This window comes from Microbacterium sp. SORGH_AS_0862 (assembly GCF_030818795.1).
Classification (GTDB): Bacteria; Actinomycetota; Actinomycetes; order Actinomycetales; family Microbacteriaceae; genus Microbacterium.
This window is the reverse complement of the sequence record NZ_JAUTAY010000001.1, coordinates 1,308,819-1,330,640: the sequence shown is the minus strand read 5'-3', so window position 1 is coordinate 1,330,640 and position 21,822 is coordinate 1,308,819. Positions and strand designations below refer to the sequence as shown.

The window sequence follows — 21,822 nt, the reverse complement described above, 5'->3', positions numbered from 1 at the left end:
GGGGCCGCCCGCATCCGGTCGTCGAGAGGGATTACGGCCGGGCGAGATCCGGGCGAGCGGTGTAGTCGGTGAAGCCGATCCGGTTGCCCCACGGATCGACGACCTCGGCCGTCAGCCCGGTCGGGATCGGGAACGTCGGCACGCCGAGCTCCGAGGCCGCGTCCTTTGCGTCTGCCACCTCGATCCAGACCTTCGTCGGCGAGACCGGGTCGGCACTGCGGAGGACGATCCCTGCCACGTCTCCGCCGACGTCGAGTACCGCCATGCCCTGGGCGCGTACTTTGAGTGTCAGCCCGACGATCCGCTCGTACCAGGCCACCGCTTCATCGAGGTCGCCGACCTCGATGAAGACGTTGTCGATCCCGCGGACCTCAGGCATGCTGCTCCATCCTCTGCTTCAGTCGACGCAGATCATCGCGAAGCCCGTTACGGAACTGCAGCCACAGGAGGGGCTCCGCGGCGCGCGTGATCCCGTGCAGTCGCACCGCGAGCTCTGCCGTGACCGTGGTGCCGCCTCCCGCCGGCGCGACGGAGTAGCTCCCGCCTCCGTGCCAAGGATCGCCATCGAGCTCCCAGGCCACCCGCCGGCCAGGCACCAGCTCGACGACCGTCCACGCCATCCGGACGGTGCGCTGTCCCATCGAGACGACGGTCTCGCCGGCGGTCCCGACGGCCGGCCGCGCCGCGTCGACGTATCGCGAGCCGGTCACCGACTGTCGCCAGGACGTCTCGTGCTCCACGAGCTCGAGGAAGTCGAAGACCTCCTCGGAGTCACGTTCGACCCGGATCCTCCCGACGGCACGCATACCGCCACCGTAGAAGGAGCTCTGGCCGGGGTGACGGGCGCCGACCGTGACAAGTCCGCGCGTCCCGCATCCGTTCGTCGACGCGTCAGTAGACGATGACCGGCTTGACCGTCACGCCGTGGTGCATGTCGGCGACCGCCTGCTCGATCTCGTCGAGCGTGTACGTCTTCTCCAACAGCTCCAGCGGCAACCGGCCCTCGGCGTGCAGCCGGGCGAGCTCCGGGATGAGCTGCTGCGGCAGCGTGTCCCCCATCGTCACGCCGCGCAGCACCTTTCCGGTCAGGATGCCCTGGATGTCCACCGGGATCTCCGTGCCGGGAGGGGGTGCTCCGCACACGAGGACCGTGCCGCGGACGGCCGCGGCATCGAGTGCGCCGCGCGCGACCCGCGGGCTCGCCGTCGTGTCGAAGCTCAGGTCGACGCCGTGCCCTCCGGTGATATCGGCCAGGCGGGCGGCGACATCCTCCGTGCCGGCGTTGATCGTGTGCGTCGCGCCGAGCCGTCGCGCGAGCGCGAGTCGTTCCTCGACGAGATCGATCGCGACGAGCGCGGCGGGTTCGCGGTGCGCCGCCGCCATGATCGCCGACAGCCCGACCGCGCCGGAGCCGTAGACGGCGACCCTGTCGGTGGGCCCCGGATCCAGCACGTTCCACATCGAGCCGAACCCCGTCAGGATGCCGCATCCGAGCGGAGCGAGCACCGTGAGATCGGCATCCGCATCCACCGCGACGAGGGAGCGCTCGTCGGCGATCGCGTAGGTGCCGAACGAGGACTGCCCGAAGAAGTGGCCGGCCACGGGGACGCCTTCGTGCGTGATGGTGCCCGAATCGTCGGAGCGCATCATGCCGAAGAGGTTGCGCACCTGCCAGGTCTCGCAGTAGGCGGGATGCCCGCCCGCGCATCCGCCGCACGCGCCGCACGAGGTGAAGCTGAGCAGCACCTTGTCGCCGGGCGCCACGGAGCTCACACCCGCTCCCACCTGTTCGACGATTCCCGCGCCCTCGTGGCCGATGATGCCGGGGGTCGGGAACGGGATGCCGCCGGCTATCACGCCGAGGTCCGTATGACACAGCCCGGTCGCCACGAGCCGCACGAGCACCTCGCCATGACCCGGCGCCCCGTACTCCACATCCTCGACCCGCAGAGCGCCGTCCTGCAGGAGCGCCGCGCGGCCGGCGGTCACGCCGATGCTCCCGTCTCGAGGTTGAAGACGATCGAATGGGTGCGCTGGTAGGAGGCCATCGCCTCGGGTCCGTTCTCGCGCCCCCAACCGGAGGCCTTGACGCCGCCGAACGGAACGGAGGGATCGAGCAGCGCCCAGCCGTTCACCCAGGTGATGCCCGCATCCAGGCGCGCGGCCACGCGGTGCGCCTTGGCGAGATCGGTGGTCTGGATGCCGGAGGCCAGGCCGTACGGCGTCGAGTTGGCGAGGGCGATCGCCTCCTCCTCGGTGTCGAAGTGCTGCGCGGTGAGGACGGGGCCGAAGACCTCCTCGGCTACGACCTCGGCGTCGTTCGGCACGTCGGCGATCACCGTCGGGCGGTAGAAGAAGCCGCCGCCGAGATCGGCGCGCTCGCCACCGGTGACGATGCGTGCTCCCGCCGCGCGGGCGCGGTCCACCATCGCCGCCACCTTCTCGAGCTGGTTCGCGCTGGCGAGCGGGCCGATGACGGTCCCCTCATCCGTCGGGTCACCGAAGGGCACGTGGGGGAGAGCATCGGCGAGGATGCCCAGCACCGTCTCGTAGAGCGGGCGCTCCACCAGAAGCCTCGGGCCCGCCATGCAGAACTGGCCGGAGTTGAACACGAACGCGGAGATCACCGTGTTGATCGCCGCGTTCAGATCTGCATCGGCGAACAGGATGTTGGCCGCGTTGCCGCCGAGCTCGGCCGTGAACGGCTTCAGCGTGCGTCCGGCGATCGCCGCCGCGTGGGCACCGATCTCTGTCGAGCCGGTGAAGGCGACCTTGTCGACGTCCGGGTGGCCGACGAGGTGGTCGCCGAGAGCGGCGCCCGGGCCCGTCACGACGTTGAAGACCCCATCGGGCACACCCGCCTCCTGCAGGATGTCGGCGATGATGAGGGCCGAGAGGGGGGTGTCGCTCGCGGGCTTGTGGACGATCGTGTTCCCGGCGATGAGCGCGGGCGCGATCTTGGAGCTCGAGAGGATGAGGGGGAAGTTGAACGGCGTGATGGCCGCGACGACCCCGATCGGCTCGCGCTTCACATAGGCGTGGGTGTTGCCGGTCGTCTCGCGTACGTCGCCGTCGAGGTGGTGGCCGAGGCTCGCGTAGAACTCGTAGAGCTCCGCGGCGTTGTTCACGTCGATGATCCGCGCGAACGTGATGGGCTTTCCGACGTCGAGACTCTCCGCCTGCGCGAGCTCCTCCGTGCGCTCGCGCATGAGCGTGTACGCGCGCTGCAGGATGCGGGCGCGTTCCCGGCTCGACAGGCGGGACCAGGCGCCGGAGTCGAAGGCGGCTCGGGCGGCGGCGACCGCGTCGTCGACGTCGGACGTCGTCGCCCGAGCGACCTCGCCCACCTTCCGGCCTGTGGCGGGGGAGACGACGTCCATGACGGCGCCGTCGGAGGCGTCGCGCCAGACGCCGCCGATGAACAGCCGGCCGCGTGCGCGCTCGCCCGTGCCGGCGACGGTGGATGTGGGATCGGTGAGGGTCATGAGGTGCTCCTTCGGTGGGTGGGGGTCAGACCAGTGCGCTCGCGGCGACGCGCGCCAACGCGTCGACGAAGCCCCGCGGGTCTTCCTGGAACGGTGCGTGCCCGGTGGCGAGGCGCACGATCTCGGACCCGGCGCGCTCGGCGAGCGCCTGCTGGAACGCCGGCGGCACGAGGACGTCCTTCTCCGTGAGCAGGTACCAGCTCGGCGTGGCGCGCCAGGCGACCGCGGTGACGGTGTCGGTCAGCGAGGCGAGCGACTGCGGACGGAACATGTCGGCGAGATGCTCGCCCGCCTCCGCAGGCGTGCCCGGCGGGAAGTCGGCGGAGACCATCGCGATGCGCTCCTCGCGGGTGGCGCCGAGGGTCACCTGGTCGCCCGCGACGTGCCAACCGGGCGGGAACTCGCCGCCGACGGATCCCCGGACGCTCTCTCCCGCATCCAGCGCGAACGCGGCGATGTAAACGAGCCCCGCGACGTGCGGATGGTCGCCGGCCTCGGTCACCGGCACGCCGCCGTACGAGTGGCCGACCAGCAGGACGGGCGCGTCGGCGCGATCGAGGAGGTCACGCAACGCCGCGGCGTCGGCGGCGAGGGAACCGATCGACCCTGTGGAGGGCAGCTCGAGCGTCTCGACCGTCCAGCCGAGCGATTGCAGCAGGGGGATGACGGGGGCGAACTCCCAGCCCCCGACCCATGCGCCGTGGACGAGGAGCACATGCGGGTTCTGGCTCATGTTCCGGTCTTCCTTGATCCGGGGAGCCGGCGCGCGGCGGCGGCTCCGTGACGACGATGACTGACGCTCAGTGTCGATCGGAGCCCGGAGCCGCGGTATCCGTAGGACTACGTAACCTCGCTCGGCACCGCAGCGCGTGTGGACTCGAACCACGCCGCGATCTGGGCGCGTGAGCCGAAGCCGAGCTTGCCGAGGATGCGCTGCACGTGGGTGTCGACGGTGCGCACCGACAGCACGAGCCGCTCGGCGATCTCACGATTGCTGAGCCCCTCGTGGATGCCGGCCGCCACCTCCCGCTCGCGCTCGCTGAGCCCGCCCGCAGAGCCCCGGGCGGACGCGGCGAACGACACCGCCTCGACGGGGGTCAGGCGCTCGCCGACCGCCGCGGCGCGCTCGAACGCCCGGTCGCCGAGGCGGGCGCGCACCCGGGCCACGCATCGCTCGTGGTGGGCCGCCATCTGCGGTCCGTGCACCGCGATGTCGGAGCCGACGCGGCGCCAGCGGCTGCGGGCCGCCCCGAGGAGCACGGCCGAGCGCTCGGTGGGTGAGCGCGCCGCGTCGATCCAGCTCAGCAGCTCGAGCACGAGACAGTCCCCGACCGGGTCATCGATGCCGTCCTCGGCCCGCAACGACTGACGCGCCTGCATCTCCGCGAGATCGAGCTCACCGTCGCAGAACGCCGCCAGCGCGAGCGACCACAGCGCGAGCGAGCGCATCCACATCTCGCCGATCGCTTCGCTGTGCCGAGCGGCCGCTTCGGCCGAGGTCCCCGCCCCGCGCTCGCCGAGGTGGCTTCGTGCCGTCGTGAGCTGGAACTGCGCGAGCAGCGCCTCGTTCGGGAGGCCTGCGCCCAGGGCGCCGCCGATGGAGCGTTCGAAGCCGACCACGGCCGCCGCCGGATCGCCCGAGAACAGCGCGTGCGTTCCACGCCACCGCTGGAGCTCCACCGTGAAAACGACGCCCTCCGGTTCGGGAACGGATGCGAGCAGCGCCTCGGCGTCGCGGAGGTGCACGTCCGCCTCGTCCAGATCGCCCTGCAGCAGACACAGCCAGGCCGCCGTGATCGAACCCCGCATCCGCGGCGCCGCGCCGGCACCGGGCAGCGCCAGCACACGCGTCGCCCACGCGCGCCCCTCGGGCAGGAACCCACCGACGCCCCAGTGGTACCGGAGCGCGGCGAACAGCGCGAGCGCCGTGTCCGCATCGACGGTCGTCGCGGTGGTCAGTGCGGCGTGCAGCTCGGCTCGATCCGCGCGCTGGGTCGAGATGATGCGCGATTGATCGGGTCCGTACCATCGTGCGTCGGCGGCCTCGGCGAGGCGGCGGTAGTGCGCGAGGTGGCGACGCAGCAGCAGCGGCCACGTGCCGTTCTCCTCCGCGCGCTGGCGTCCGTAGGCGCGGATGGTCTCGAGCATGCGGAGGCGCCCGCTCTCGCGGTCGGCTTCGATGACCGACTGCGTGACCAGATCGTCGACCACGTCGACGATCTGCGTCTCGGTGAGCTCGGCCACCGATGCGGCGGCCGCGAGGTCGAAGGGGCCGCGGAAGACGCTCATCGCCTCCCACCCCCTGCGCTGCTCGGGGGTGCACAGTTCGTAGCTCCAGTCGACGACCGCGCCGAGGGTGCGCTGGCGGGCGACGGCGGACCGGGAGGCCGCCCGTAACAGCGTGAAGCGCGACGACAAGCGCCCGTTGAGCTCGGAGAGCGGCAGCGAGCGCAACCGGGTCGCCGCCAGCTCGATGGCGAGCGGCAGCCCGTCCAGCGAGCGGCAGAGTTCTTCCGCCACCGACTCCTCCTGCTCGGACAGGGCGAAGGACGCGTCGGCCGCTCGGGCGCGCGCGAGCAGCAGCGCGAGGGCGTCGGACGGGTGAGAGGCGTCGTCGGCGAGCGACAGCGGCGGTACGGCGAAGACCTGCTCACCGTCGACGTCGAGCCGGCGTCGGCTCGTCGCGAGGATCGTCAGCTGCGGCACCGCATCCAGGAGCTCGTCGGCGAAGGCCGCCACCGCATCGATGAGGTGCTCGCAGTTGTCGAGGACGACCAGAGAAGGCGTGTCGGAGAGGACGTCGGCGAGGAAGTCGAGCGGGTCGCGGGCGGAGTGCTCGCCGAGGGGCAGAGCCCGCGCAACGGCCAGGGGTACGCGCCGCGCATCCTGGAGAGTGTCGAGTCCGACGAACCAGGCGGTCACCCCCGCAGCGGCGGCGAACTCGTTGGCTGCCCGCGCAGCCAGCCGCGTCTTCCCGACGCCGCCCACGCCGGTGAGCGTCACCAGGCGGCCGGTGCGCAGCAGTGTGCCGATCGTGTCGAGCTCGGCTCTGCGGCCCACGAACTCGCTGCGCGGTTCGGCGATCATCCAGACCCCTTCGTCTGCACCGATTATGCATCCCGCTGAATGGAGCGGGATCGGCGGGCTCACAGACCGATGACCACGATGCCCGCCAGGACGACCACCGCGCCGATGACGCGGCGGCCCAGGCCGTGTTCGTCGAACAGGCGCCAGGCGATGAGGGATCCGATGACGATGGACGACTCCCGGAGCGGCGCGACGAGGGCGACGGGCGACTCCTGCATCGCCGTGAGCACGAGGATGTAGGCGAGCGGAGAGAGCACGGCCACGAGGACGATGGGCCGCCAGTCCGCGCGCAGTGTCGTGCGCAATCCCGCGCGACGCCGCAGGATGCCGGGGGTGAGCAGGGCGCATTGGAAGAGGAGGGTCCTCGCGTAGTAGCTCACCGGTGCGAGGCCGAGTCGGCCGACCGCATGGGCGTCCCAGAGTGTGTAGGCCGCGATCGCGGCCCCCGTCATCACGCCCCACAGCACACCGCGTCGTACATCGCCCCCGCGCATCTTCCGAGGGTCACCGGCGACGACGAGGATCCCGCCGACCACGAGCAGCCCGCCGACGGCGGACGTCCACCCGATCCGCTCGCCCAGCAACGCCACCGCGACCCCATGGAGAGCAGGGGCCCGCTGCCCCGGGCGACGGGGTAGACCACACCGAAGGCGGCGCGATCGTAGCCCGCCTGCAGGGCGAGGGAGTAGCCCGCATGCAGCGCGGCCGAGACGGCGCTCGCCCCGATCAAGGCCGGTGTGATCGATTGGATGCCGGCTGCAGCGAACCACAGGGCCAGCGGTGCGCACAGGATCGCCGAACCGAAGGTGTACGCGCCGACGAAGAGGATGGTGTCCCCGCGCTTGAACTTCGACGCGAGGTTCCAGCCGGCGTGCGCGAACGCTGCGAGCAGAACGATCGCGAACGTTCCGATGGGCATCAGGCCATGTCGGGGAGGTCCATGCCGGCGCGCTCCGCCCGTCGGACTCGTTCCGGATCGCTGAGCGCGAGCGTCGCAACGAGCACATCGACGACCGTCAGCTGTCCGAGACGGCTCGCCGCTGCCGCCAGCTGCGTCGAGAGGGGAGCTGCTCCCGTGAGGAGCGTGATGTGGGCGAGCTCCGTCAGAGGGGTGGCGCGGCGGTCGGTGATCGCGATGACGGTGGCGCCGGACGATGCCGCGGCGTCGGCGACGGCCAGCGTCGTCTGCGTGCGGCCCGTCGAACTGACGATGACCGAAACGTCGCCCGGGCTCATGAGGCGGGCAGCGATCATCGCCGACTCGTGGTCGACGACGCCCGCCGTGCGCACCCCCAGTGCGCGCATCCGGAAGACGGCATCGGCGGCGACCGTGGCCGAGGGCCCCGCGCCGTAGGACAGCAGCTGACCGCAACCGCGGATCGCCTCGACCGCCGCGCGCACGTCGTCAGCGATCAGGGCGCCTCTCAATGCGGACAGCGCGTCGACTCCGGATCGGACGGCGTTCTCCATGACGCTCGCGGCATCGCTGTCGGCATGAAGAGAAGGCGGTGGGGCGAAGAAATCCGCGCTGCCGCGCGCCCGAGCGATCTCCAGCTTTAGATCCGCGAAGCCCTCGAACCCGATGGCACGTGCCGCGCGCACCACGCTCGGAGCTGAGACGCCGGCTCTGGCCGCGACCTGCGCAGTGGTGCTCGTCCCCACGAAGAGCGGGTCGGCGATCAGCAGCGCGATCACCTTCGCCTCGCTGGTCGCGAGGTCACCGCTGCGAGCGCGGACTGCCCCGAGCCACTGTTGCAACGGCTCGGCAAGTTCAGTAATAGGGTTACCTTCGTGCGACACCATGTGTAACAGCGTAACGTGCAGTCCATGTCATCTCGCGAAGATTCGAATCCGCAGACCGTCGCCGTCGTCGGACCGGGAGCCATTGGCACGACCGTCGCCGCCGCTCTGCACGAGGCTGGCCGGACGCCCCGGCTTTACGGTCGCACCTATCGCGCGCGCCTCGAGCTCCGAGCGGCTGACGCTCGCATCCAGGTGCCGGGCCCGGTCCACACCGATCCCGGAGCGTCTGCAGCGGTCGCCGACATCGTGTTCCTGGCGGTCAAGGCGACGCAGCTCCAGGCCGCAGCGCCTTGGCTTCGCGTCCTCTGCGGGCGGGGAAGCGTGGTCTGCGTGCTGCAGAACGGCATCGAGCAGGTCGAGCTCGTCGCCCCACTGGTCCCGAGCGGTACCGAGATCGCGCCGGCGGTCGTGTGGTCTCCTGCGCAGAGACAGTCTGACGGCGCGGTTCTGCTCCGCGGCGACGCGCGCATCAGTCTGCCCCGCATCCCCGCGGCCCTTCGCGTCGCGTCGACGCTCCGCGGCACGCGCTGCGCCGTGGAACTCGAGGACGACTACGTCACGACCGCCTGGCGCAAGCTCCTGCAGAACGCGACGGCGGGCCTGATGGCGCTCGCCGGGCGCCGGTCGGGGATGTTCGCGCGGCCGGATGTCGCGCGGCTTGCCCTGGCGTATCTGCGTGAATGCGCCCGCGTCGCGCGCGCCGAGGGAGCGCTCGTCGAGGACCGCATCCTGCAGGACATCCTGGCCGGGTTCCGGTCCGCTCCGGCCGATATGGGCACGTCGATCCTGGTCGATCGCGAGGCCGGCCGTCCGCTGGAGTGGGAGGTCCGCAATGAGGTCATCTCGCGTCTCGCGCGTCGCCACGGGCTGTCGACTCCGATCAGCGATGTCGTGGTGCCGCTGCTGGCGGCGGCGAGCGACGGTCCGGGGTGAGGCGAGGAAACATGACCTGACGCCCGACACTGATTCAACGAAAAGCAAACGGGCGTCACGAATCTCTTGACTTTCACCGGCTGAACCCCGCACCATGAGGGGGTCAGCACGCTGCGGTGCCGACGCGTCGGGGGCTCGAGGTGGTGACTCCGCGTGACGGATGCTTCGCGTTGGCGTCCTGCTTACCCGTCACTGAGAGGCACTTCGATGAAGAAGACCCTTGCCGCCATCGCTCTTGCAGCCGTGGCCGCTCTGACCCTGTCCGGTTGCACCGATTCCGCCGCGCCCGCCACGTCCCCCTCGGGTGACTCCACCGCGGGAGGCGGCGAGGTGCGCCAGGTGCGCGTCGCCGCTCTCCCCATCGCCGAGACGGGTGCCCTGTGGGCGGCCATCGACGCGGGCATCTTCGAGGACCACGGCCTCGACGTCGAGGTCGTTCCCGCCCAGGGCGGCGCACAGGCCATCCCTGCGCTGCTCAGCGGCGACATCGACTTCGCGATCGGTCAGCCCATGGGCCCGATCCGCGCTGCCCTGCAGGATCTCGGCGTCGTGATCTTCAGCAACTACGCCTCGAGCCCCGCCGACGGCGAGGACGTCAACTCCGTCGTCGCCCTCGGGGACTCGGGCATCACGAGCCCCGCAGACCTCGCAGGCAAGCGCGTCTCGGTGAACAGCATCGGCGCCGCCGGTGACCTCACCATCCGCAAGGCCGTCGACGACGCGGGCGGCGACTCGTCCACCATCCAGTTCGTCGAGGTCGCCTTCCCCGATGTGCAGGCGCAGCTCGAAGCGGGCAACATCGACGCAGGCTGGGTGCCCGACCCGTTCCGCGGGCTCATCGTCTCCGGCGGTGGCGTCGACGTCGTCTCGCCCTACCAGGCCACCATCCCCGGCCTGACGGTGCTCACCAACTTCACCACGCAGGAGAAGATCGACGCCGACCCGCAGCTCGTCGCCGACTACGCGGCGGCGATGGCCGAGGCCCAGCAGTACGCGACCGACAACGAGGACGCCGTGCGCGCCGCGATCGTCAAGAACCTCGAGATCCCCGAGGCCGCGGCGGCCAGCATCACGCTGCCGAACTTCACCTCCGACCTCGACGACGCCGGCATCGAGAAGCTCGCAGCCCTCGCCGTGCAGTACAAGTACATCGACGCAGAGCCCGACTTCACGAAGCTGATCCAGCCGCAGTGATCCCGAGCGGGGGATGCGGCACGCGCCGTATCCCCCGCATCCCCTCCGGAAGGCCCCCCATGACCCTCGCTCCGCCTGCGCCGGTGCACACGTCGACGGTCGTCGTGCCGCGTCGTCGACGCCGACGCTCGTTCCGAGCTCCGCTGCTCGGACTGCTCGGTGTCGTCGTGTTCCTCGGCGTCTGGCAGCTCATTTCCGCTGCCGGACTCATCAACCCCTCGCAGCTGCCCTCGGCGGTCGACACGTTCACACGTCTCGGCACGATGGCGGCCGACCTCGAGTTCTGGCGCAACGTCGGGCGCACCCTGACCGCATGGGCGATCGGTCTCGCGATCGCCTCGGTGCTCGGCATCCTGCTCGGCGGGCTCATCGGCCTCGTCCCGGTGCTGCGGCGGGGAACCAACACCATGGTGGAGTTCCTGCGCCCCATCCCCTCGGTCGCCCTCATCCCGCTGGCGATCCTGACGTACGGCATCCAGATCCCCGCTGCGCTCGTGATCATCGTGTACGCCTGCTTCTGGCAGGTGTTCGTGCAGGTGCTGTACGGCGTCGCCGACATCGACACTGTCGCCCGCGACACCGCACGCAGCTACGGCCTCACGCGCGCCGCGCAGCTGCGCTCGCTCGTGCTCCCGACGGCGCTCCCCTACATCTTCACCGGGCTGCGTCTCGCCGCATCCGTCGCCCTCATCCTGGCCATCACCGCGGAGATGACGATCGGCAACCCCGGTCTCGGCAAGGTCATCATCCTCGCGGCCAGCAACGGCAACATCGCCACGGTCTACGCCGTCGTGATCGTGACAGGTCTGCTGGGCCTCATCATCAACCTCGTCTTCCGTGTGCTCGAGCGCCGCGCGCTCGCCTGGCACCAGTCCGTGCGAGGGGAGGAAGTGCTGTGACCCTGTACACGAGCACCGTCCGCACGCCGCCGCGCGCGCCGCGGGTCTGGGCGCGCCTGGCCACGAGCACCGCCTACGCGCTCGCCCTGCCGATCGTGCTGCTGATCATCTGGGGCGTGTGGGGGACGGTGGCGCCGGGCAAGTTCTTCCCCGCGCCGGGGCGGATCGCCGAGGCCTTCGTCAACACCTGGGTCGGTCCGGCGTTCCTCACCGACGTCGTGCCGAGCCTGACGCGTCTGGCCTTGGCGATCGTGCTGGCGATCGTGATCGGCGTCGCCCTCGGAACCCTCATCGGCCTCACGCGGTGGCTGCGCGAGCTGGCCGAACCGCTGCTGGAGTTCTTCCGCGCGATCCCGCCGCCCGTGCTGATCCCCGTGTTCGTGGCCCTGCTGGGCGTGACCGACAACATGAAGATCGTCGTGATCGTCTTCGGATCGTTGTGGCCCGTCCTGCTGAACACCGTCGACGGTGTGCGCGGCACCGACTCGGTCATGACGGAGACGGCCAAGTCGTTCTCGCTGACTCCCGCGCAGCGTCTGTTCTCTCTCGTGCTGCCGGCGGCGAGCCCGCGCATCATGGCGGGGGTGCGTCAGACGCTGTCGGTCGCGCTGATCATGATGGTGATCTCCGAGATGTTCTTCTCCTCATCGGGCCTCGGGTTCCAGATCGCCTACTTCCAGCGCAACTACCTCATCGCGGAAATGTGGAGCGGCATCGTGCTGCTCGGCTTGGTCGGCATCGTCCTGTCGGTCATCTTCACCATCGTCGAGCGCAGGGTCCTGCGCTGGTACCACGGAATCAAGGAGGTCGAGCGTGCCTGAGACGCTCCTGCAGGTCGAACACCTGAAGAAGGTCTACGAGTCCTCGACGGGCGTCGTGGAAGCGATCGGCGACATCGACTTCTCGATGCGCCGCGGCGAGCTGGTGTGCATCGTCGGTCCGTCCGGATGCGGCAAGACCACGCTGCTCAAGTGCATCTCGGGCCTGCTGCGCCCCACCGCGGGAAGCGTTGTGCTCGACGGCAAGCAGGTCACCGCGCCGCCGCCGAACATGGCGCTCGTGTTCCAGGAGTACGGGCGCAGCCTCTATCCGTGGCTGACGGTGCGCGGAAACGTCGAGCTCCCGCTGAAGCACAAGAAGCTGTCGAAGAGCGAGCGCAACTCGCTCATCGACGATGCGCTGCTCGCGGTCGGTCTCGACCACGCCGCCGACAGCTATCCGTGGCAGCTGTCCGGCGGTATGCAGCAGCGTGTCGCGATCGCGCGCGCCGTCGCCTACCAGCCCGAGGTGCTGATCATGGACGAGCCGTTCGCCGCCGTCGACGCGCAGACGCGTGCCGACCTGGAGGACCTCGTGCGGCGCCTGCACCTGGAGCGCGGGATGTCGATCCTGTTCGTGACGCACGACATCGACGAGTCGGTCTACCTCGGCGAGCGCGTCGTCGTCCTCTCCAAGTCGCCGACATGGGTGCAGGAGGATCTCGTGATCGATCTCGCGCCCGAGCGCGACCAGATCACGACGCGCGCGTTGCCCCGTTTCACCGAGCTGCGCACGCACGTGTACGAGCAGATCCAGCGCGCCAAGCGCGGCGAGGCCGTCCGTCCGGCCGCATGATATGTCGGTGACATCGGTGCAATCCCTCTCGCGGGAGGTCGAAGCGACCCAGCGCGCGCCGCAGCGCCTGCTGCTCGCCCTGCTGGGCGAGCTCCTCGAACGGGGGATCTCCCGTCCTGTCCGCGCCAGCTTCTATCTCGACGTGCTCGAGAGTGCGGGAGTCGCCGCTCCGACCACGCGTGCGGCACTGGACCGGATGGCCGTCACCGGGCTGCTCTCTCGCGCGCGGGTCGGTCGGGGCGTCGAGTTCGCTCTCACGGACCAGGGGCGCGCGGTGCTGGAAGAGGCGTCCGAGCGCGTGCACTCGCCGCATCCGTTCGATCCCGTCGGCAGCGGGTGGACGCTCGTGACCTTCACGGTGCCCGAGGACCAGCGCACGCTCCGCCACCGCCTGCGCGCGGCGCTCGCGTGGGAGGGGTTCGCCGCGGTGCGCGACGGGCTGTGGATCGCGCCGGGAGAGGTCGACCTGGTCGCAGCCCTCGGCGGCCTCAAGGAGGAGCTGCCGGCCGGCGCGGTGATCGCGTTCCGCGCTCGGGACCTCGCCGCGTTCCCGGTGGCGGACGCGGCACGTACCGCATGGGATCTCGCCCGCATCCGCGCCGCGCATGAGCGCTTCGCCATGGAGTGGAACACCGCCGAGACGATCGAGGCCCCGCCGCTGGCGGCGCTGACGATGCTCGTCGCCGACTGGCTGGAGCTGCTGCGCAGCGACCCGCGCCTGCCGTTCGACTACCTCGGCGAGGACTGGCCCGCCCAGCGCACGACGGAGATCTATCGCGCCCGCCGTGCTGCATGGTCGGCGGCCGCCGCGGAGGCGCTCACCGCCGCCATCCCCGGCGACTGATCCCCAGCACCGGCCCCGCCGGGTCTGTGGCACAGCTCATCCGAGCCGGCCGGGTCGGGGCGGGGTGCTGTCGGTGGGGCCTGCCGGCCTGCGTCGTGCCCGAACTCCTGCAAAACCCCGGCGTCTTGGGTGTTACGGGGTGCCGATGCTCGGTTTTGCAGGAGTTGGGACGGGTGTGCGGTGGGCACAACGGATCTGTGGCACAGCTCAGCCGGGGCGGTGCGGGGCGGTGCGGGGTGCTGTCGGAGGTGTCGGTTCCGGCCTGCGTCGTGCCCGAACTCCTGCAGAACGCGCCCTCTGGGGTGCCCCGGGGTGCCGGTGGTCGCTTTTGCAGGAGTTCAGGCACGGATGCGGGGTGGGCACAGCGGGGTCGGCACGTCTCAGCCGGCACCGGCCGGGTCGGTGCGGGGTGCTGTCGGCGGGGCCGGTTCGGGCTGCGTCGTGCCCGAACTCCTGCAGAACGCGCCCGCTCGGGTGCCCCGGGGTGCCGGTGGTCGCTTTTGCAGGAGTTCAGGCACGGATGCGGGGTGGGCGCAACGGGGTCGGCACGTCTCAGCCGGCACCGGCCGGGTTGGTGCGGGGTGCTGTCGGCGGGGCCGGTTCGGGCTGCGTCGTGCCCGAACTCCTGCAGAACGCGCCCGCTCGGGTGCCCCGGGGTGCCGGTGGTCGCTTTTGCAGGAGTTCAGGCACGGATGCGGGGTGGGCACAGCGGGGTCGGCACGTCTCAGCCGGCACCGGCCGGGTCGGTGCGGGGTGCTGTCGGAGGCGTCGGTTCCGGCTGTGTTGTGCCCGAACTCCTGCAGAACGCGCCCTCTGGTGGGTCGCCCGGGCATCGGCCGCCCGTTTTGCAGGAGTTCGGGCACGGGGAGTTCGGGCGCCGAGAGGTCGGTGGCGTCCGGATGCGGCTGAGCCGCGCCCGACGGACAGTAGCCTGGCCATGCCGGGAGGAGGAGTGATGAGCGAGTCCGAGATCTCGGTGACGCCGCTGAACGCTCAGGTCGTGCTGTTCGCCTCGGAGGGCGCGGAGTTTCCGGAGTGGGTGACCGGCGATGAGCCGGCCGTCGCGACGGACTCCGCGATCGTGGTGGCGACCAGAGAGGACCTCGCCGGCGACGTCATCGTCCGCGTGCTGATCGACGGGGTCGTCGCACAGGGCGAGAAGGTGTTCGAGCACAGTCCTTGACGACCCCGCGGCACCCGCCGTCGTGCACGTGATTCTTCACCGCAGCGAGGGGTGAACAGAGGGCCCTGGCGACGCCGGAGACATCGCGTTATCGTGAAACATGGCTCTGTATCGCTGGCGACGGGCGCTCATCGTCGCGATCGTCCTCGGCGGCTTCGGCCTGTACTGGGCATCCATCGCCTTCGCGTGGCGGATCCCCCTCTGGGCGGTGATCGTCGGCGCGGTCCTTGCTCTGGGCGCCGTGTCGCTCCTCTCGGTCCGCCCCCGCCGCAGCAAGCGAAGCGCGAGCGAGGCGCTCTACGCATCCGACCCGTACAGCGATGCGTACCTCGGTCGTAGCGCACCGACACCCCCGCACCGCGACGCGACGCCCACGTCGCAGATCGGGCCCGCGTTGCCCGACGACCCGATCGCGGACGCCATCCGCCAGCAGCGCACGCCCGAGCAGCGCTGAGTCCGAGCGGTCAGGGCGTGGCGCCGGGTGCCTGCCACGCGGTGACGGCGACAGCTGTGCCCGCGACCACGTCGAGTTCGACCGGCCAGGAGCCGCGCGTCTCGCCCTCGACGACCGCCGCCCACAGCGTGCGCGCGACGAGGGTGCCGTGGGTGGACTGGGCATCCCAACCGAGGTAGGCGACCGCGGAAGCACCCGCTGGAACGACGACGGATGAGGGTCCCGGATCGGCCGCCATGAACGAACCGCCGTGCTCGATCGGGGTGTCCAGCAGATGACCGTTCTGGTCGCCGAACGCGATGTCGGGATACCCCTCGATCGTGCAGGGAGCATCGGAGAAGTTCAGGAGCTCGAGGCGGAGCCCCCGGTGCCCGGTCGCCGCGTCGGGCTCTCCCTTCAGGATCATGGCGCGATCCGGAGTGCAGCCGTCTGCGCTCGTCACGCCGGCGCCGGCGGTGCGATCCGGAACCGGGTCACCCTCCGCCTGTGGGTCGGGCGGAAGAGAACCGTCCGCCGGAGCCGGCTCCGCGGCGGCCTGGTCGGCCCGCACCTGAGCCTGCGACGCCTCGTCGCCCAGCGTCTGCGTCGCGACGAGCAGGATGAGTGCCGCGATCGCAGCTCCCACGGCCAGAGCGCTGCGGAGCCGCATCGCGCCGTCGGGTGCGTCGCCGGCCGCCTCGCGTCGCGACAGGCGCGAGGCGAGCAGCGCCGGCAGCCAGCCGTAGAGCAGCCCCCAGTACGCACCGATCGCGGCGCGGCTGCCGAGATCCACAGCCCACAGCGCCCAGCCGTGCGTGAGGAGCGTGCCGAAGACGAGCTGCACATCGATCGTCATCCCGGTGATCGCACCGGCCGCGACGACCGCGAGCCAGGTCGCGGCGAACGATCCGCGTCGGCGTACGACGTGCAGGACGGCCGCGACACAGGCCGCGACGGCGAGGGCCGCGACGAGAGGGGAGAGCAGGGACCACGGGGCGGGCCAGGACCAGACATAGGGGCTCGGCGTCGGCAGCGTCGCCTGCTGCACGCGTTGCAACGGCGTGAGCGACACCGCGGCGGCAAGCCCGACGATGAGCAGCCACAACGCTCCCGCCCCGCCGCCGACGAGCCAGATCCTGCGCGATGACCGCATCCGTGCCCCCTGTCGGTCGCGGCGCGACCCCCTCACGGAGCCTAGCCCGAGCATCTCTCCGCCCTCGCAGCTCCTCGCGCAGGTCCCGATGGCGCCAGCGCGCCCCACGCGGCAGGCGAGTGCTCAGCCCTGCGCGGCGCGGATGTGCTCGGCGATGCGCAGGTAGTTCTCCCGTGCGAGCGCGTCGTCTCCGCCGTCGTAGCCGTGGTCGGCGCCCTCGACCTGCCAGAACTCCGCCAGGGCGCCCACGCGCTCGAGCCGCCGGGCGTAGCGCTCGTCCTCGTCGCGCAGGATGTCGTCGGATGCGGCGATGACGACGGCCGGGGCGATGCCCGTGAGATCGGCGGTGTCGGACGCGCCCGCAGGCGAGACGAGCGGATCTGCACGCGTTCGAGGATCCGGCACATAGGAGCTGTCGAAGACCTCGGACATCCAGGGTCGCAGCAGGGGTTTCGCGAGCGGCGAGTGCTTCTCGGCTGCGGGAACCGTGAGATCGAGCGGCGGGTAGTGCAGCACCTGCAGGCGGATGCGGGGGCCGCCCGCATCCAGCGCCTGCCGTGCCACCGCGGCGGCGATTGCCCCGCCCGCGCTCTGTCCGCCGACCGTGAGTCTCGTGGCGTCCCACCCCTGCGCGTCGGCATCGTCGATCGCCCACTGCACGACCCGCATCGCCTGGTGCACCGCGGTCGGGAACGGATGCTGGGGTGCGACCGCGTAGTCGACGTCGACCACCACGACCCCCGCCCGGCTCGCGATCGCCCGGCAGAGCGCGTCGTCGCCGTGGAGCTGGCCCAGGATGTAGCCGCCGCCGTGGAAGTTCAGGTGCACGCCGGGGGTGGCCGTCGCATCCGGCGCGCGGTAGATCACGGCGGGTGCGGGCGGGTCGGCCGGGATGACGAGCTCGCGCCGCTCGGCGGCGAACTCCGGCAGGCGTTCGCGCGGGTCGAGTCCGCCCGCCTGCGCCGCCATCATGCGTGGCATCGCCTTCTGTAACCGCCGCGCGACGAATCGTGCGACGGCGGGGCGCGACAGCAGCGACATGATCAGTGCTTCCGTCCGAACAGCTCACGCAGCGCGGCCTTGCGAACCTTGCCGGACGCGGTGCGCGGCAGGTCCTCGACCACGACGACGTTCTTGGGGAGCTTGTACCGGGCGAGCACGCCGTCGAGCTCGGTGCGCACGGATTCGGTCGTGACCTCGGCGCCCTCCTTGACGGTCACCACGGCCCACGGGACTTCACCCCACCGCTCGTCGGGAACCCCGATCACGGCGACCCCGGAGATCCCGCGGATGTCGTTGATGAGGTTCTCGACCTCGGCGGGATAGATGTTCTCTCCGCCGGAGATGATCATGTCCTTCAGCCGGTCGGAGATGAAGAGGTAGCCGTCCTCATCCAGATACCCGAGGTCGCCGGAGCGGAACCAGCCATCCGCGCGGAACGACGCCGCGGTCTCGTCCGGGAGTCCGTGGTACCCGGGGAACACATTGGGCCCCGCGATCTCGATCTCTCCCACGATGCCGGGCGGCACGACGGCGCCCGTGTCGTCGGTCACGCGCACCTCGGTGAAGAAGTGCGGCAGGCCCACACTGCCCTGCTTCGCGCGGGTCATCGCCGGTGCCAGCGACGTGGCGCCGGGCGAGGTCTCGGTCATGCCGTACCCCTGCGAGAACGACAGCCCCCGCGCCTCGAAGGCGTTGAGGATGCGGGTGGGCACCGCAGAGCCGCCGCAGGTCAGCCTCTGCAGGCTCGACAGGTCGGTCGTGGGCCAGTCGGGGTGATCGGCCATGAGCTGGTAGGTCGTGGGCACGCCGCTGAGCATCGTGATGCGGTGGCGTTCGATCAGCATCAGGGCGCGCCCCGCGTCGAATCCCTTCTCCAGCACGAGGGTCGCGCCTTTGAGGATCACCGGCAGCGCACCCATGCCGAGCGAGGCCACGTGGAACAGCGGCGAGATCATCAGCGCGATGTCGGTCGAGACCACGTCGTAGTCGATGATGCAGTTCAGCGCCACCCAGGTGAGGTTGCCGTGGGTGAGCACGGCGCCCTTCGACCGGCCGGTCGTGCCGGACGTGTAGACGATCGCGGCCGGATCCTCGAGCGTCACAGCCGTCGTCCCGACGGAGGCGCCGTCGGCATCGCGCACCAGCGCGGCGAGGCCCGGATGGTGCGAGATCCCCTCACCGGTCAGGATGACCTCGCCGATGGATGCGGCCTCGATCCCCGGGATGATGCGCTCGGCGAACTCCGGGTCGTGGATGAGCACCCGGGCGCCCGAGTCGGTCAGCACATGCTGGATCTCGGGTGCCGCCAGGCGCGTGTTGACCGGCACGAACACCGCCCCGAGCCGGGCGCAGGCGAAGAGCACCTGAAGGAACGCCGGGCTGTTCTCGCCGAGGTAGGCGACCGCATCCGCTTTGCCGACGCCGCGCTCGCGCAGCACGGCCGCCGTGCGATCGACGGCGTCGGCGAACTCGCCGTACGACAGCGTCTCGCCGCCGTCGACGATGATCGCCGGCTTGCCGGGGTTCTTCAGTCGTCTCTTGGTGATCCAGGATCCCAGTCCGTGATCATGCATCGTTGCATCCTCGTGATGGTGGGTTCGGGGCGCAGCCCGATGGGGAGTGGTCAGGCGTAGAAGCGGTACAGCCCACGAGCGACGACGGCGGGCTTGGTGGCGCCCTCGATCTCGATCGTCTGGTCGACGGCGAACTGGTATCCGCCGGGCACCTCGGTGACCTCGGCGATGACGGCACCCCCGCGGATGCGGGCGCCGACGGCGACGGGCGAGACGAAGCGCACCTTGTCGAGGCCGTAGTTCACCTTGGTGCTGACACCCTCGAGATCGAACAGCTCGGACCAGAACTTCACGGTCAGCGACAGCGACAGGAAGCCGTGCGCGATCGGACCGCCGAAGGGGCCCTGTGCGGCGCGCTCGGGGTCGACGTGGATCCACTGGTGGTCGTCGGTCGCGTCCGCGAAGAGGTTTACCCGCTCCTGGGTCACCTCGAGCCAGTCGGTGAAGCCGAGGTCGGTGCCCGCGAGGGATTCGGCGTCGGCGTAGGCGGCGGTCGTGGTCATGGTGGGTTCCTTTCGGTGGATGTTCAGACGAAGGCGGACGAGCCGGTGAGCCCGCGCCCGACGATCAGGGCGGTCATCTCGTGCGTGCCCTCGTAGGAGTAGACGGCCTCCGCGTCGGCGAAGAACCGCGCGGCGCCGTGCTCGAGGAGGATGCCGTTGCCGCCCTGCACTTCGCGGGCGAGCGCGACGCTCTCGCGTGCGAGGCGGGCGGTCTGCATCTTGGCCAGTGCCGAGTCCTCGTCGCGCAGCACGCCCGCATCCTGTCGGGCGGACAGGCGCGCGACGATGCCGAGGGATGCGGTGAGGTTGCCGAGGATGCGGGCGAGCTTCTCCTGCACGAGCTGGAAGCCGCCCAGCGGCGAGCCGAACTGCTCGCGTTCGCGCACGTACGCGACCGCCGCATCCAGGGCGCCGGCCTGAAGGCCGGTCGCGATCCATGCCACGTCCGAACGCAGCGACCTGAGGATCTCGGCCACGTCCCGCCAGCTGTCCACCCGCTGGAGCCGCGCGTTCTCCTCGACGCGCACGCCGTCGAGGCGGATGTCGAAGTTCTGCATGGGCCGCAGCGACACCTTGCCCTCGATGCGGGTCAGCGTGACGCCGGGCGCATCCCGGGGCACGAGGAACGCCTTGACCTCGCCGTCGTCGGCGGCGCGCGCGAACACGACGAGCACGTCGGCGGTGTCGGCGCCGCCGATCCATCGCTTCGCGCCGTCGATGATCCAGCCGTCGCCCTCTCGGGTCGCGGTCGTGGCGAGCCCGCCGGCGATGTCGGAGCCGTGGTCGGGTTCGGTCAGGGCGAAGACGCCCCGCACGGCGAAGCTGCGGATGGCGTCGTCGAGCGCGGCGACCTGTTCGGGCGAGCCCCCGCGGCGCACCGCGGTGCGGAAGAGCCCTGACTGTGCGTTGTACGCCGTCGCGACCGACACGTCGGTGCGCGCGAGGACGAACGCGCGATAGCCCGAGAAGACGGAGGATGCGGCCTCCACCGGTTCCACTCCGATCGGCTGCATGAGATCGAGAGGTGCGAGGGCGTCGATGACGGCGGCCGGCAGCGTCGCGCTCTCCCAGGCGGCGGGCAGCAGCGGCGCGATCCGGGTGCGCAACGTGTCGTCGAGGCGGGCGAGGGCGGCGCGGGCACCGTCGCTGAGCATCGCCTCGGCGTACCCGAGCGGATCGTGGCCGAAAGGCGCCTCGCTGCGCAGTCTCGGTTCCATGGGCTATCCGAGTCCGAGCAGACGAGCGGCGTTGTCTTTGAGGATGCCGGGCATGACCGAGGGCTTCATGTCGATCTGCTCGACGTCGCGCAGCCACCGATCAGGGGTGAGCAGCGGAAAGTCCGAGCCGAACAGGATGCGGCTCTTCAGGAACGAGTTCGCCGCGCGCACCAGCTGCGGCGGGAAGTACTTCGGGCTCCAGCCCGACAGGTCGATCCAGGTGTTGTGCTTGTGGGTCGCGACCGAGATCGCCTCGTCCTGCCACGGCACGGAGGGGTGGGCCATGATGATCTGCAGGTCGGGGAACTCGGCTGCGACCGTGTCGAGCAGCATCGGATTCGACAGCGCGAGACGGAAGCCGCGACCGCCCCGCATCCCCGCGCCGATCCCCGTCTGCCCCGTGTGGAAGAGCGTCACCACGCCGGCCGCCTGCAGCGTCTCGTACAGCGGGAAGTACTGGTCGTCGCTCGGATCGAAGCCCTGCACCGTGGGGTGGAACTTGAAGCCGCGTACGCCGTAGTCCTCGATCAGGTGTCGCGCGCGATCGATCGCGGCCCGGCCCTGACGCGGGTCGACGGAGCCGAACGGGATGAGCACGTCGTTGTTGCGCGCCGCGCCCTCCGCGATCTCCTCGCTCGACAGCGCGGCATGCTTCAGCTCCGTCTGCGCATCCACGGTGAACACCACGGCGGCCATGGAGCGCTCGCGGTAGTACGCGGCGACCGCATCCAGATCGGGCCGCCCCACGTCCGCGCTGAAGTACGCGGATGCGGCCTCGGCCAGATCGTCGGGAAGCGAGGAGTGGCCGTGCGCGTCGACCTCGATGTGCACATGCACGTCGATCGCCGTGATGGCGGAAAGGTCGATCGCGGGTTCGTAGCGCGTGGTCATCGGCGTT

23 protein-coding genes are annotated in these 21,822 nt (G+C 70.8%); 8 read left to right on the top strand and 15 right to left on the bottom strand.

Annotated elements, in window-relative coordinates:
* Window positions 1-31: 31 nt before the first annotated feature.
* The 9 genes from QE377_RS06175 to QE377_RS06135 all read right to left on the bottom strand — a co-directional run bounded on the left by QE377_RS06175 (window position 32) and on the right by QE377_RS06135 (window position 8,375).
* Window positions 32-379, bottom strand: coding sequence for a VOC family protein (locus tag QE377_RS06175; protein ID WP_307320707.1), 348 nt, complete (start codon window positions 377-379; stop codon window positions 32-34).
* Entirely contained in the window at window positions 372-806 is a 435-nt protein-coding gene (locus QE377_RS06170) for an SRPBCC family protein (RefSeq protein WP_307320704.1), read from the bottom strand. Before QE377_RS06170 ends, QE377_RS06175 begins: the two co-directional genes overlap by 8 nt.
* 85 nt (window positions 807-891) lie before the next feature.
* A complete protein-coding gene (locus QE377_RS06165) occupies window positions 892-1,989 on the bottom strand; it encodes an NAD(P)-dependent alcohol dehydrogenase (protein ID WP_307320701.1) in 1,098 nt (365 codons plus the stop codon).
* Window positions 1,986-3,485, bottom strand: coding sequence for an aldehyde dehydrogenase (locus tag QE377_RS06160; RefSeq protein ID WP_307320698.1), 1,500 nt, complete (start codon window positions 3,483-3,485; stop codon window positions 1,986-1,988). Before QE377_RS06160 ends, QE377_RS06165 begins: the two co-directional genes overlap by 4 nt.
* Before the next feature lie 25 nt (window positions 3,486-3,510).
* Window positions 3,511-4,218 carry an alpha/beta hydrolase gene (locus tag QE377_RS06155; RefSeq protein WP_307320695.1) on the bottom strand — a complete coding sequence of 236 codons (708 nt, stop codon included), beginning with the start codon at window positions 4,216-4,218 and terminating at the stop codon, window positions 3,511-3,513.
* Window positions 4,219-4,325: 107 nt separating this feature from the next.
* Window positions 4,326-6,572 (bottom strand): LuxR C-terminal-related transcriptional regulator, encoded by a 2,247-nt coding sequence (locus tag QE377_RS06150; protein WP_307320692.1) that lies wholly within the window; start codon window positions 6,570-6,572, stop codon window positions 4,326-4,328.
* Window positions 6,573-6,631: 59 nt separating this feature from the next.
* Complete coding sequence (locus QE377_RS06145) at window positions 6,632-7,066, bottom strand: EamA family transporter (protein WP_307320688.1); 435 nt, start codon at window positions 7,064-7,066, stop codon at window positions 6,632-6,634.
* Window positions 7,024-7,491 (bottom strand): hypothetical protein, encoded by a 468-nt coding sequence (locus QE377_RS06140; protein WP_307320685.1) that lies wholly within the window; start codon window positions 7,489-7,491, stop codon window positions 7,024-7,026. Before QE377_RS06140 ends, QE377_RS06145 begins: the two co-directional genes overlap by 43 nt.
* Window positions 7,491-8,375 (bottom strand): MurR/RpiR family transcriptional regulator, encoded by an 885-nt coding sequence (locus QE377_RS06135; RefSeq protein WP_307320682.1) that lies wholly within the window; start codon window positions 8,373-8,375, stop codon window positions 7,491-7,493. The genes QE377_RS06140 and QE377_RS06135 overlap by 1 nt, the downstream gene beginning before the upstream one ends.
* 24 nt (window positions 8,376-8,399) lie before the next feature.
* On the opposite strand from QE377_RS06135, the gene QE377_RS06130 reads away from it, so the two are divergent.
* The 8 genes from QE377_RS06130 to QE377_RS06095 all read left to right on the top strand — a co-directional run bounded on the left by QE377_RS06130 (window position 8,400) and on the right by QE377_RS06095 (window position 15,496).
* The gene (locus QE377_RS06130; RefSeq protein WP_307320679.1) at window positions 8,400-9,308 is read left to right on the top strand and encodes an oxidoreductase; all 909 of its coding nucleotides are present in this window, start codon (window positions 8,400-8,402) and stop codon (window positions 9,306-9,308) included.
* A gap of 207 nt (window positions 9,309-9,515) precedes the next feature.
* Window positions 9,516-10,502, top strand: coding sequence for an ABC transporter substrate-binding protein (locus QE377_RS06125; protein WP_307320676.1), 987 nt, complete (start codon window positions 9,516-9,518; stop codon window positions 10,500-10,502).
* A gap of 59 nt (window positions 10,503-10,561) precedes the next feature.
* Entirely contained in the window at window positions 10,562-11,401 is an 840-nt protein-coding gene (locus tag QE377_RS06120; protein ID WP_307320673.1) for an ABC transporter permease, read from the top strand.
* Window positions 11,398-12,222 carry an ABC transporter permease gene (locus QE377_RS06115; protein WP_307320670.1) on the top strand — a complete coding sequence of 275 codons (825 nt, stop codon included), beginning with the start codon at window positions 11,398-11,400 and terminating at the stop codon, window positions 12,220-12,222. The genes QE377_RS06120 and QE377_RS06115 overlap by 4 nt, the downstream gene beginning before the upstream one ends.
* Complete coding sequence (locus tag QE377_RS06110) at window positions 12,215-13,015, top strand: ABC transporter ATP-binding protein (protein ID WP_274287032.1); 801 nt, start codon at window positions 12,215-12,217, stop codon at window positions 13,013-13,015. The genes QE377_RS06115 and QE377_RS06110 overlap by 8 nt, the downstream gene beginning before the upstream one ends.
* A gap of 7 nt (window positions 13,016-13,022) precedes the next feature.
* A complete protein-coding gene (locus QE377_RS06105; protein WP_307320665.1) occupies window positions 13,023-13,859 on the top strand; it encodes a PaaX family transcriptional regulator C-terminal domain-containing protein in 837 nt (278 codons plus the stop codon).
* A 955-nt stretch (window positions 13,860-14,814) separates the two neighbouring features.
* Window positions 14,815-15,042, top strand: a complete 228-nt coding sequence (locus tag QE377_RS06100) for a hypothetical protein (RefSeq protein ID WP_307320662.1) — start codon at window positions 14,815-14,817, stop codon at window positions 15,040-15,042.
* 100 nt (window positions 15,043-15,142) lie between these two features.
* Window positions 15,143-15,496 (top strand): hypothetical protein, encoded by a 354-nt coding sequence (locus tag QE377_RS06095; protein WP_307320660.1) that lies wholly within the window; start codon window positions 15,143-15,145, stop codon window positions 15,494-15,496.
* Between the two features lie 10 nt (window positions 15,497-15,506).
* On the opposite strand, the gene QE377_RS06090 is transcribed toward QE377_RS06095, so the two are convergent.
* The 6 genes from QE377_RS06090 to QE377_RS06065 all read right to left on the bottom strand — a co-directional run bounded on the left by QE377_RS06090 (window position 15,507) and on the right by QE377_RS06065 (window position 21,815).
* Window positions 15,507-16,628 carry a DUF4232 domain-containing protein gene (locus tag QE377_RS06090; protein ID WP_307320658.1) on the bottom strand — a complete coding sequence of 374 codons (1,122 nt, stop codon included), beginning with the start codon at window positions 16,626-16,628 and terminating at the stop codon, window positions 15,507-15,509.
* A 123-nt stretch (window positions 16,629-16,751) separates the two neighbouring features.
* Window positions 16,752-17,669, bottom strand: a complete 918-nt coding sequence (locus QE377_RS06085) for an alpha/beta hydrolase fold domain-containing protein (protein ID WP_307320655.1) — start codon at window positions 17,667-17,669, stop codon at window positions 16,752-16,754.
* A gap of 2 nt (window positions 17,670-17,671) precedes the next feature.
* Complete coding sequence (locus tag QE377_RS06080) at window positions 17,672-19,204, bottom strand: long-chain fatty acid--CoA ligase (RefSeq protein ID WP_307320651.1); 1,533 nt, start codon at window positions 19,202-19,204, stop codon at window positions 17,672-17,674.
* Between the two features lie 50 nt (window positions 19,205-19,254).
* Complete coding sequence (locus QE377_RS06075; protein WP_307320649.1) at window positions 19,255-19,707, bottom strand: MaoC family dehydratase; 453 nt, start codon at window positions 19,705-19,707, stop codon at window positions 19,255-19,257.
* Between the two features lie 23 nt (window positions 19,708-19,730).
* Window positions 19,731-20,924, bottom strand: a complete 1,194-nt coding sequence (locus QE377_RS06070) for an acyl-CoA dehydrogenase family protein (RefSeq protein ID WP_307320647.1) — start codon at window positions 20,922-20,924, stop codon at window positions 19,731-19,733.
* Window positions 20,925-20,927: 3 nt separating this feature from the next.
* Entirely contained in the window at window positions 20,928-21,815 is an 888-nt protein-coding gene (locus tag QE377_RS06065) for an amidohydrolase family protein (RefSeq protein ID WP_307320645.1), read from the bottom strand.
* Between the last annotated feature and the right edge of the window lie 7 nt (window positions 21,816-21,822).

Excerpts from the sequence above, each read along its gene's own strand:
- QE377_RS06175 (WP_307320707.1), bottom strand. The coding sequence starts at position 379 with ATGCCTGAGGTCCGCGGGATCGACAACGTCTTCATCGAGGTCGGCGAC.
- QE377_RS06170 (WP_307320704.1), bottom strand. The coding sequence starts at position 806 with ATGCGTGCCGTCGGGAGGATCCGGGTCGAACGTGACTCCGAGGAGGTC.
- QE377_RS06160 (WP_307320698.1), bottom strand. The coding sequence starts at position 3,485 with ATGACCCTCACCGATCCCACATCCACCGTCGCCGGCACGGGCGAGCGC.
- QE377_RS06155 (WP_307320695.1), bottom strand. The coding sequence starts at position 4,218 with ATGAGCCAGAACCCGCATGTGCTCCTCGTCCACGGCGCATGGGTCGGG.
- QE377_RS06150 (WP_307320692.1), bottom strand. The coding sequence starts at position 6,572 with ATGATCGCCGAACCGCGCAGCGAGTTCGTGGGCCGCAGAGCCGAGCTC.
- QE377_RS06145 (WP_307320688.1), bottom strand. The coding sequence starts at position 7,066 with ATGCGCGGGGGCGATGTACGACGCGGTGTGCTGTGGGGCGTGATGACG.
- QE377_RS06140 (WP_307320685.1), bottom strand. The coding sequence starts at position 7,491 with ATGCCCATCGGAACGTTCGCGATCGTTCTGCTCGCAGCGTTCGCGCAC.
- QE377_RS06135 (WP_307320682.1), bottom strand. The coding sequence starts at position 8,375 with ATGGTGTCGCACGAAGGTAACCCTATTACTGAACTTGCCGAGCCGTTG.
- QE377_RS06130 (WP_307320679.1), top strand. The coding sequence starts at position 8,400 with ATGTCATCTCGCGAAGATTCGAATCCGCAGACCGTCGCCGTCGTCGGA.
- QE377_RS06125 (WP_307320676.1), top strand. The coding sequence starts at position 9,516 with ATGAAGAAGACCCTTGCCGCCATCGCTCTTGCAGCCGTGGCCGCTCTG.
- QE377_RS06120 (WP_307320673.1), top strand. The coding sequence starts at position 10,562 with ATGACCCTCGCTCCGCCTGCGCCGGTGCACACGTCGACGGTCGTCGTG.
- QE377_RS06100 (WP_307320662.1), top strand. The coding sequence starts at position 14,815 with ATGAGCGAGTCCGAGATCTCGGTGACGCCGCTGAACGCTCAGGTCGTG.
- QE377_RS06095 (WP_307320660.1), top strand. The coding sequence starts at position 15,143 with ATGGCTCTGTATCGCTGGCGACGGGCGCTCATCGTCGCGATCGTCCTC.
- QE377_RS06090 (WP_307320658.1), bottom strand. The coding sequence starts at position 16,628 with ATGCGGTCATCGCGCAGGATCTGGCTCGTCGGCGGCGGGGCGGGAGCG.
- QE377_RS06085 (WP_307320655.1), bottom strand. The coding sequence starts at position 17,669 with ATGTCGCTGCTGTCGCGCCCCGCCGTCGCACGATTCGTCGCGCGGCGG.
- QE377_RS06080 (WP_307320651.1), bottom strand. The coding sequence starts at position 19,204 with ATGCATGATCACGGACTGGGATCCTGGATCACCAAGAGACGACTGAAG.
- QE377_RS06075 (WP_307320649.1), bottom strand. The coding sequence starts at position 19,707 with ATGACCACGACCGCCGCCTACGCCGACGCCGAATCCCTCGCGGGCACC.
- QE377_RS06070 (WP_307320647.1), bottom strand. The coding sequence starts at position 20,924 with ATGGAACCGAGACTGCGCAGCGAGGCGCCTTTCGGCCACGATCCGCTC.
- QE377_RS06065 (WP_307320645.1), bottom strand. The coding sequence starts at position 21,815 with ATGACCACGCGCTACGAACCCGCGATCGACCTTTCCGCCATCACGGCG.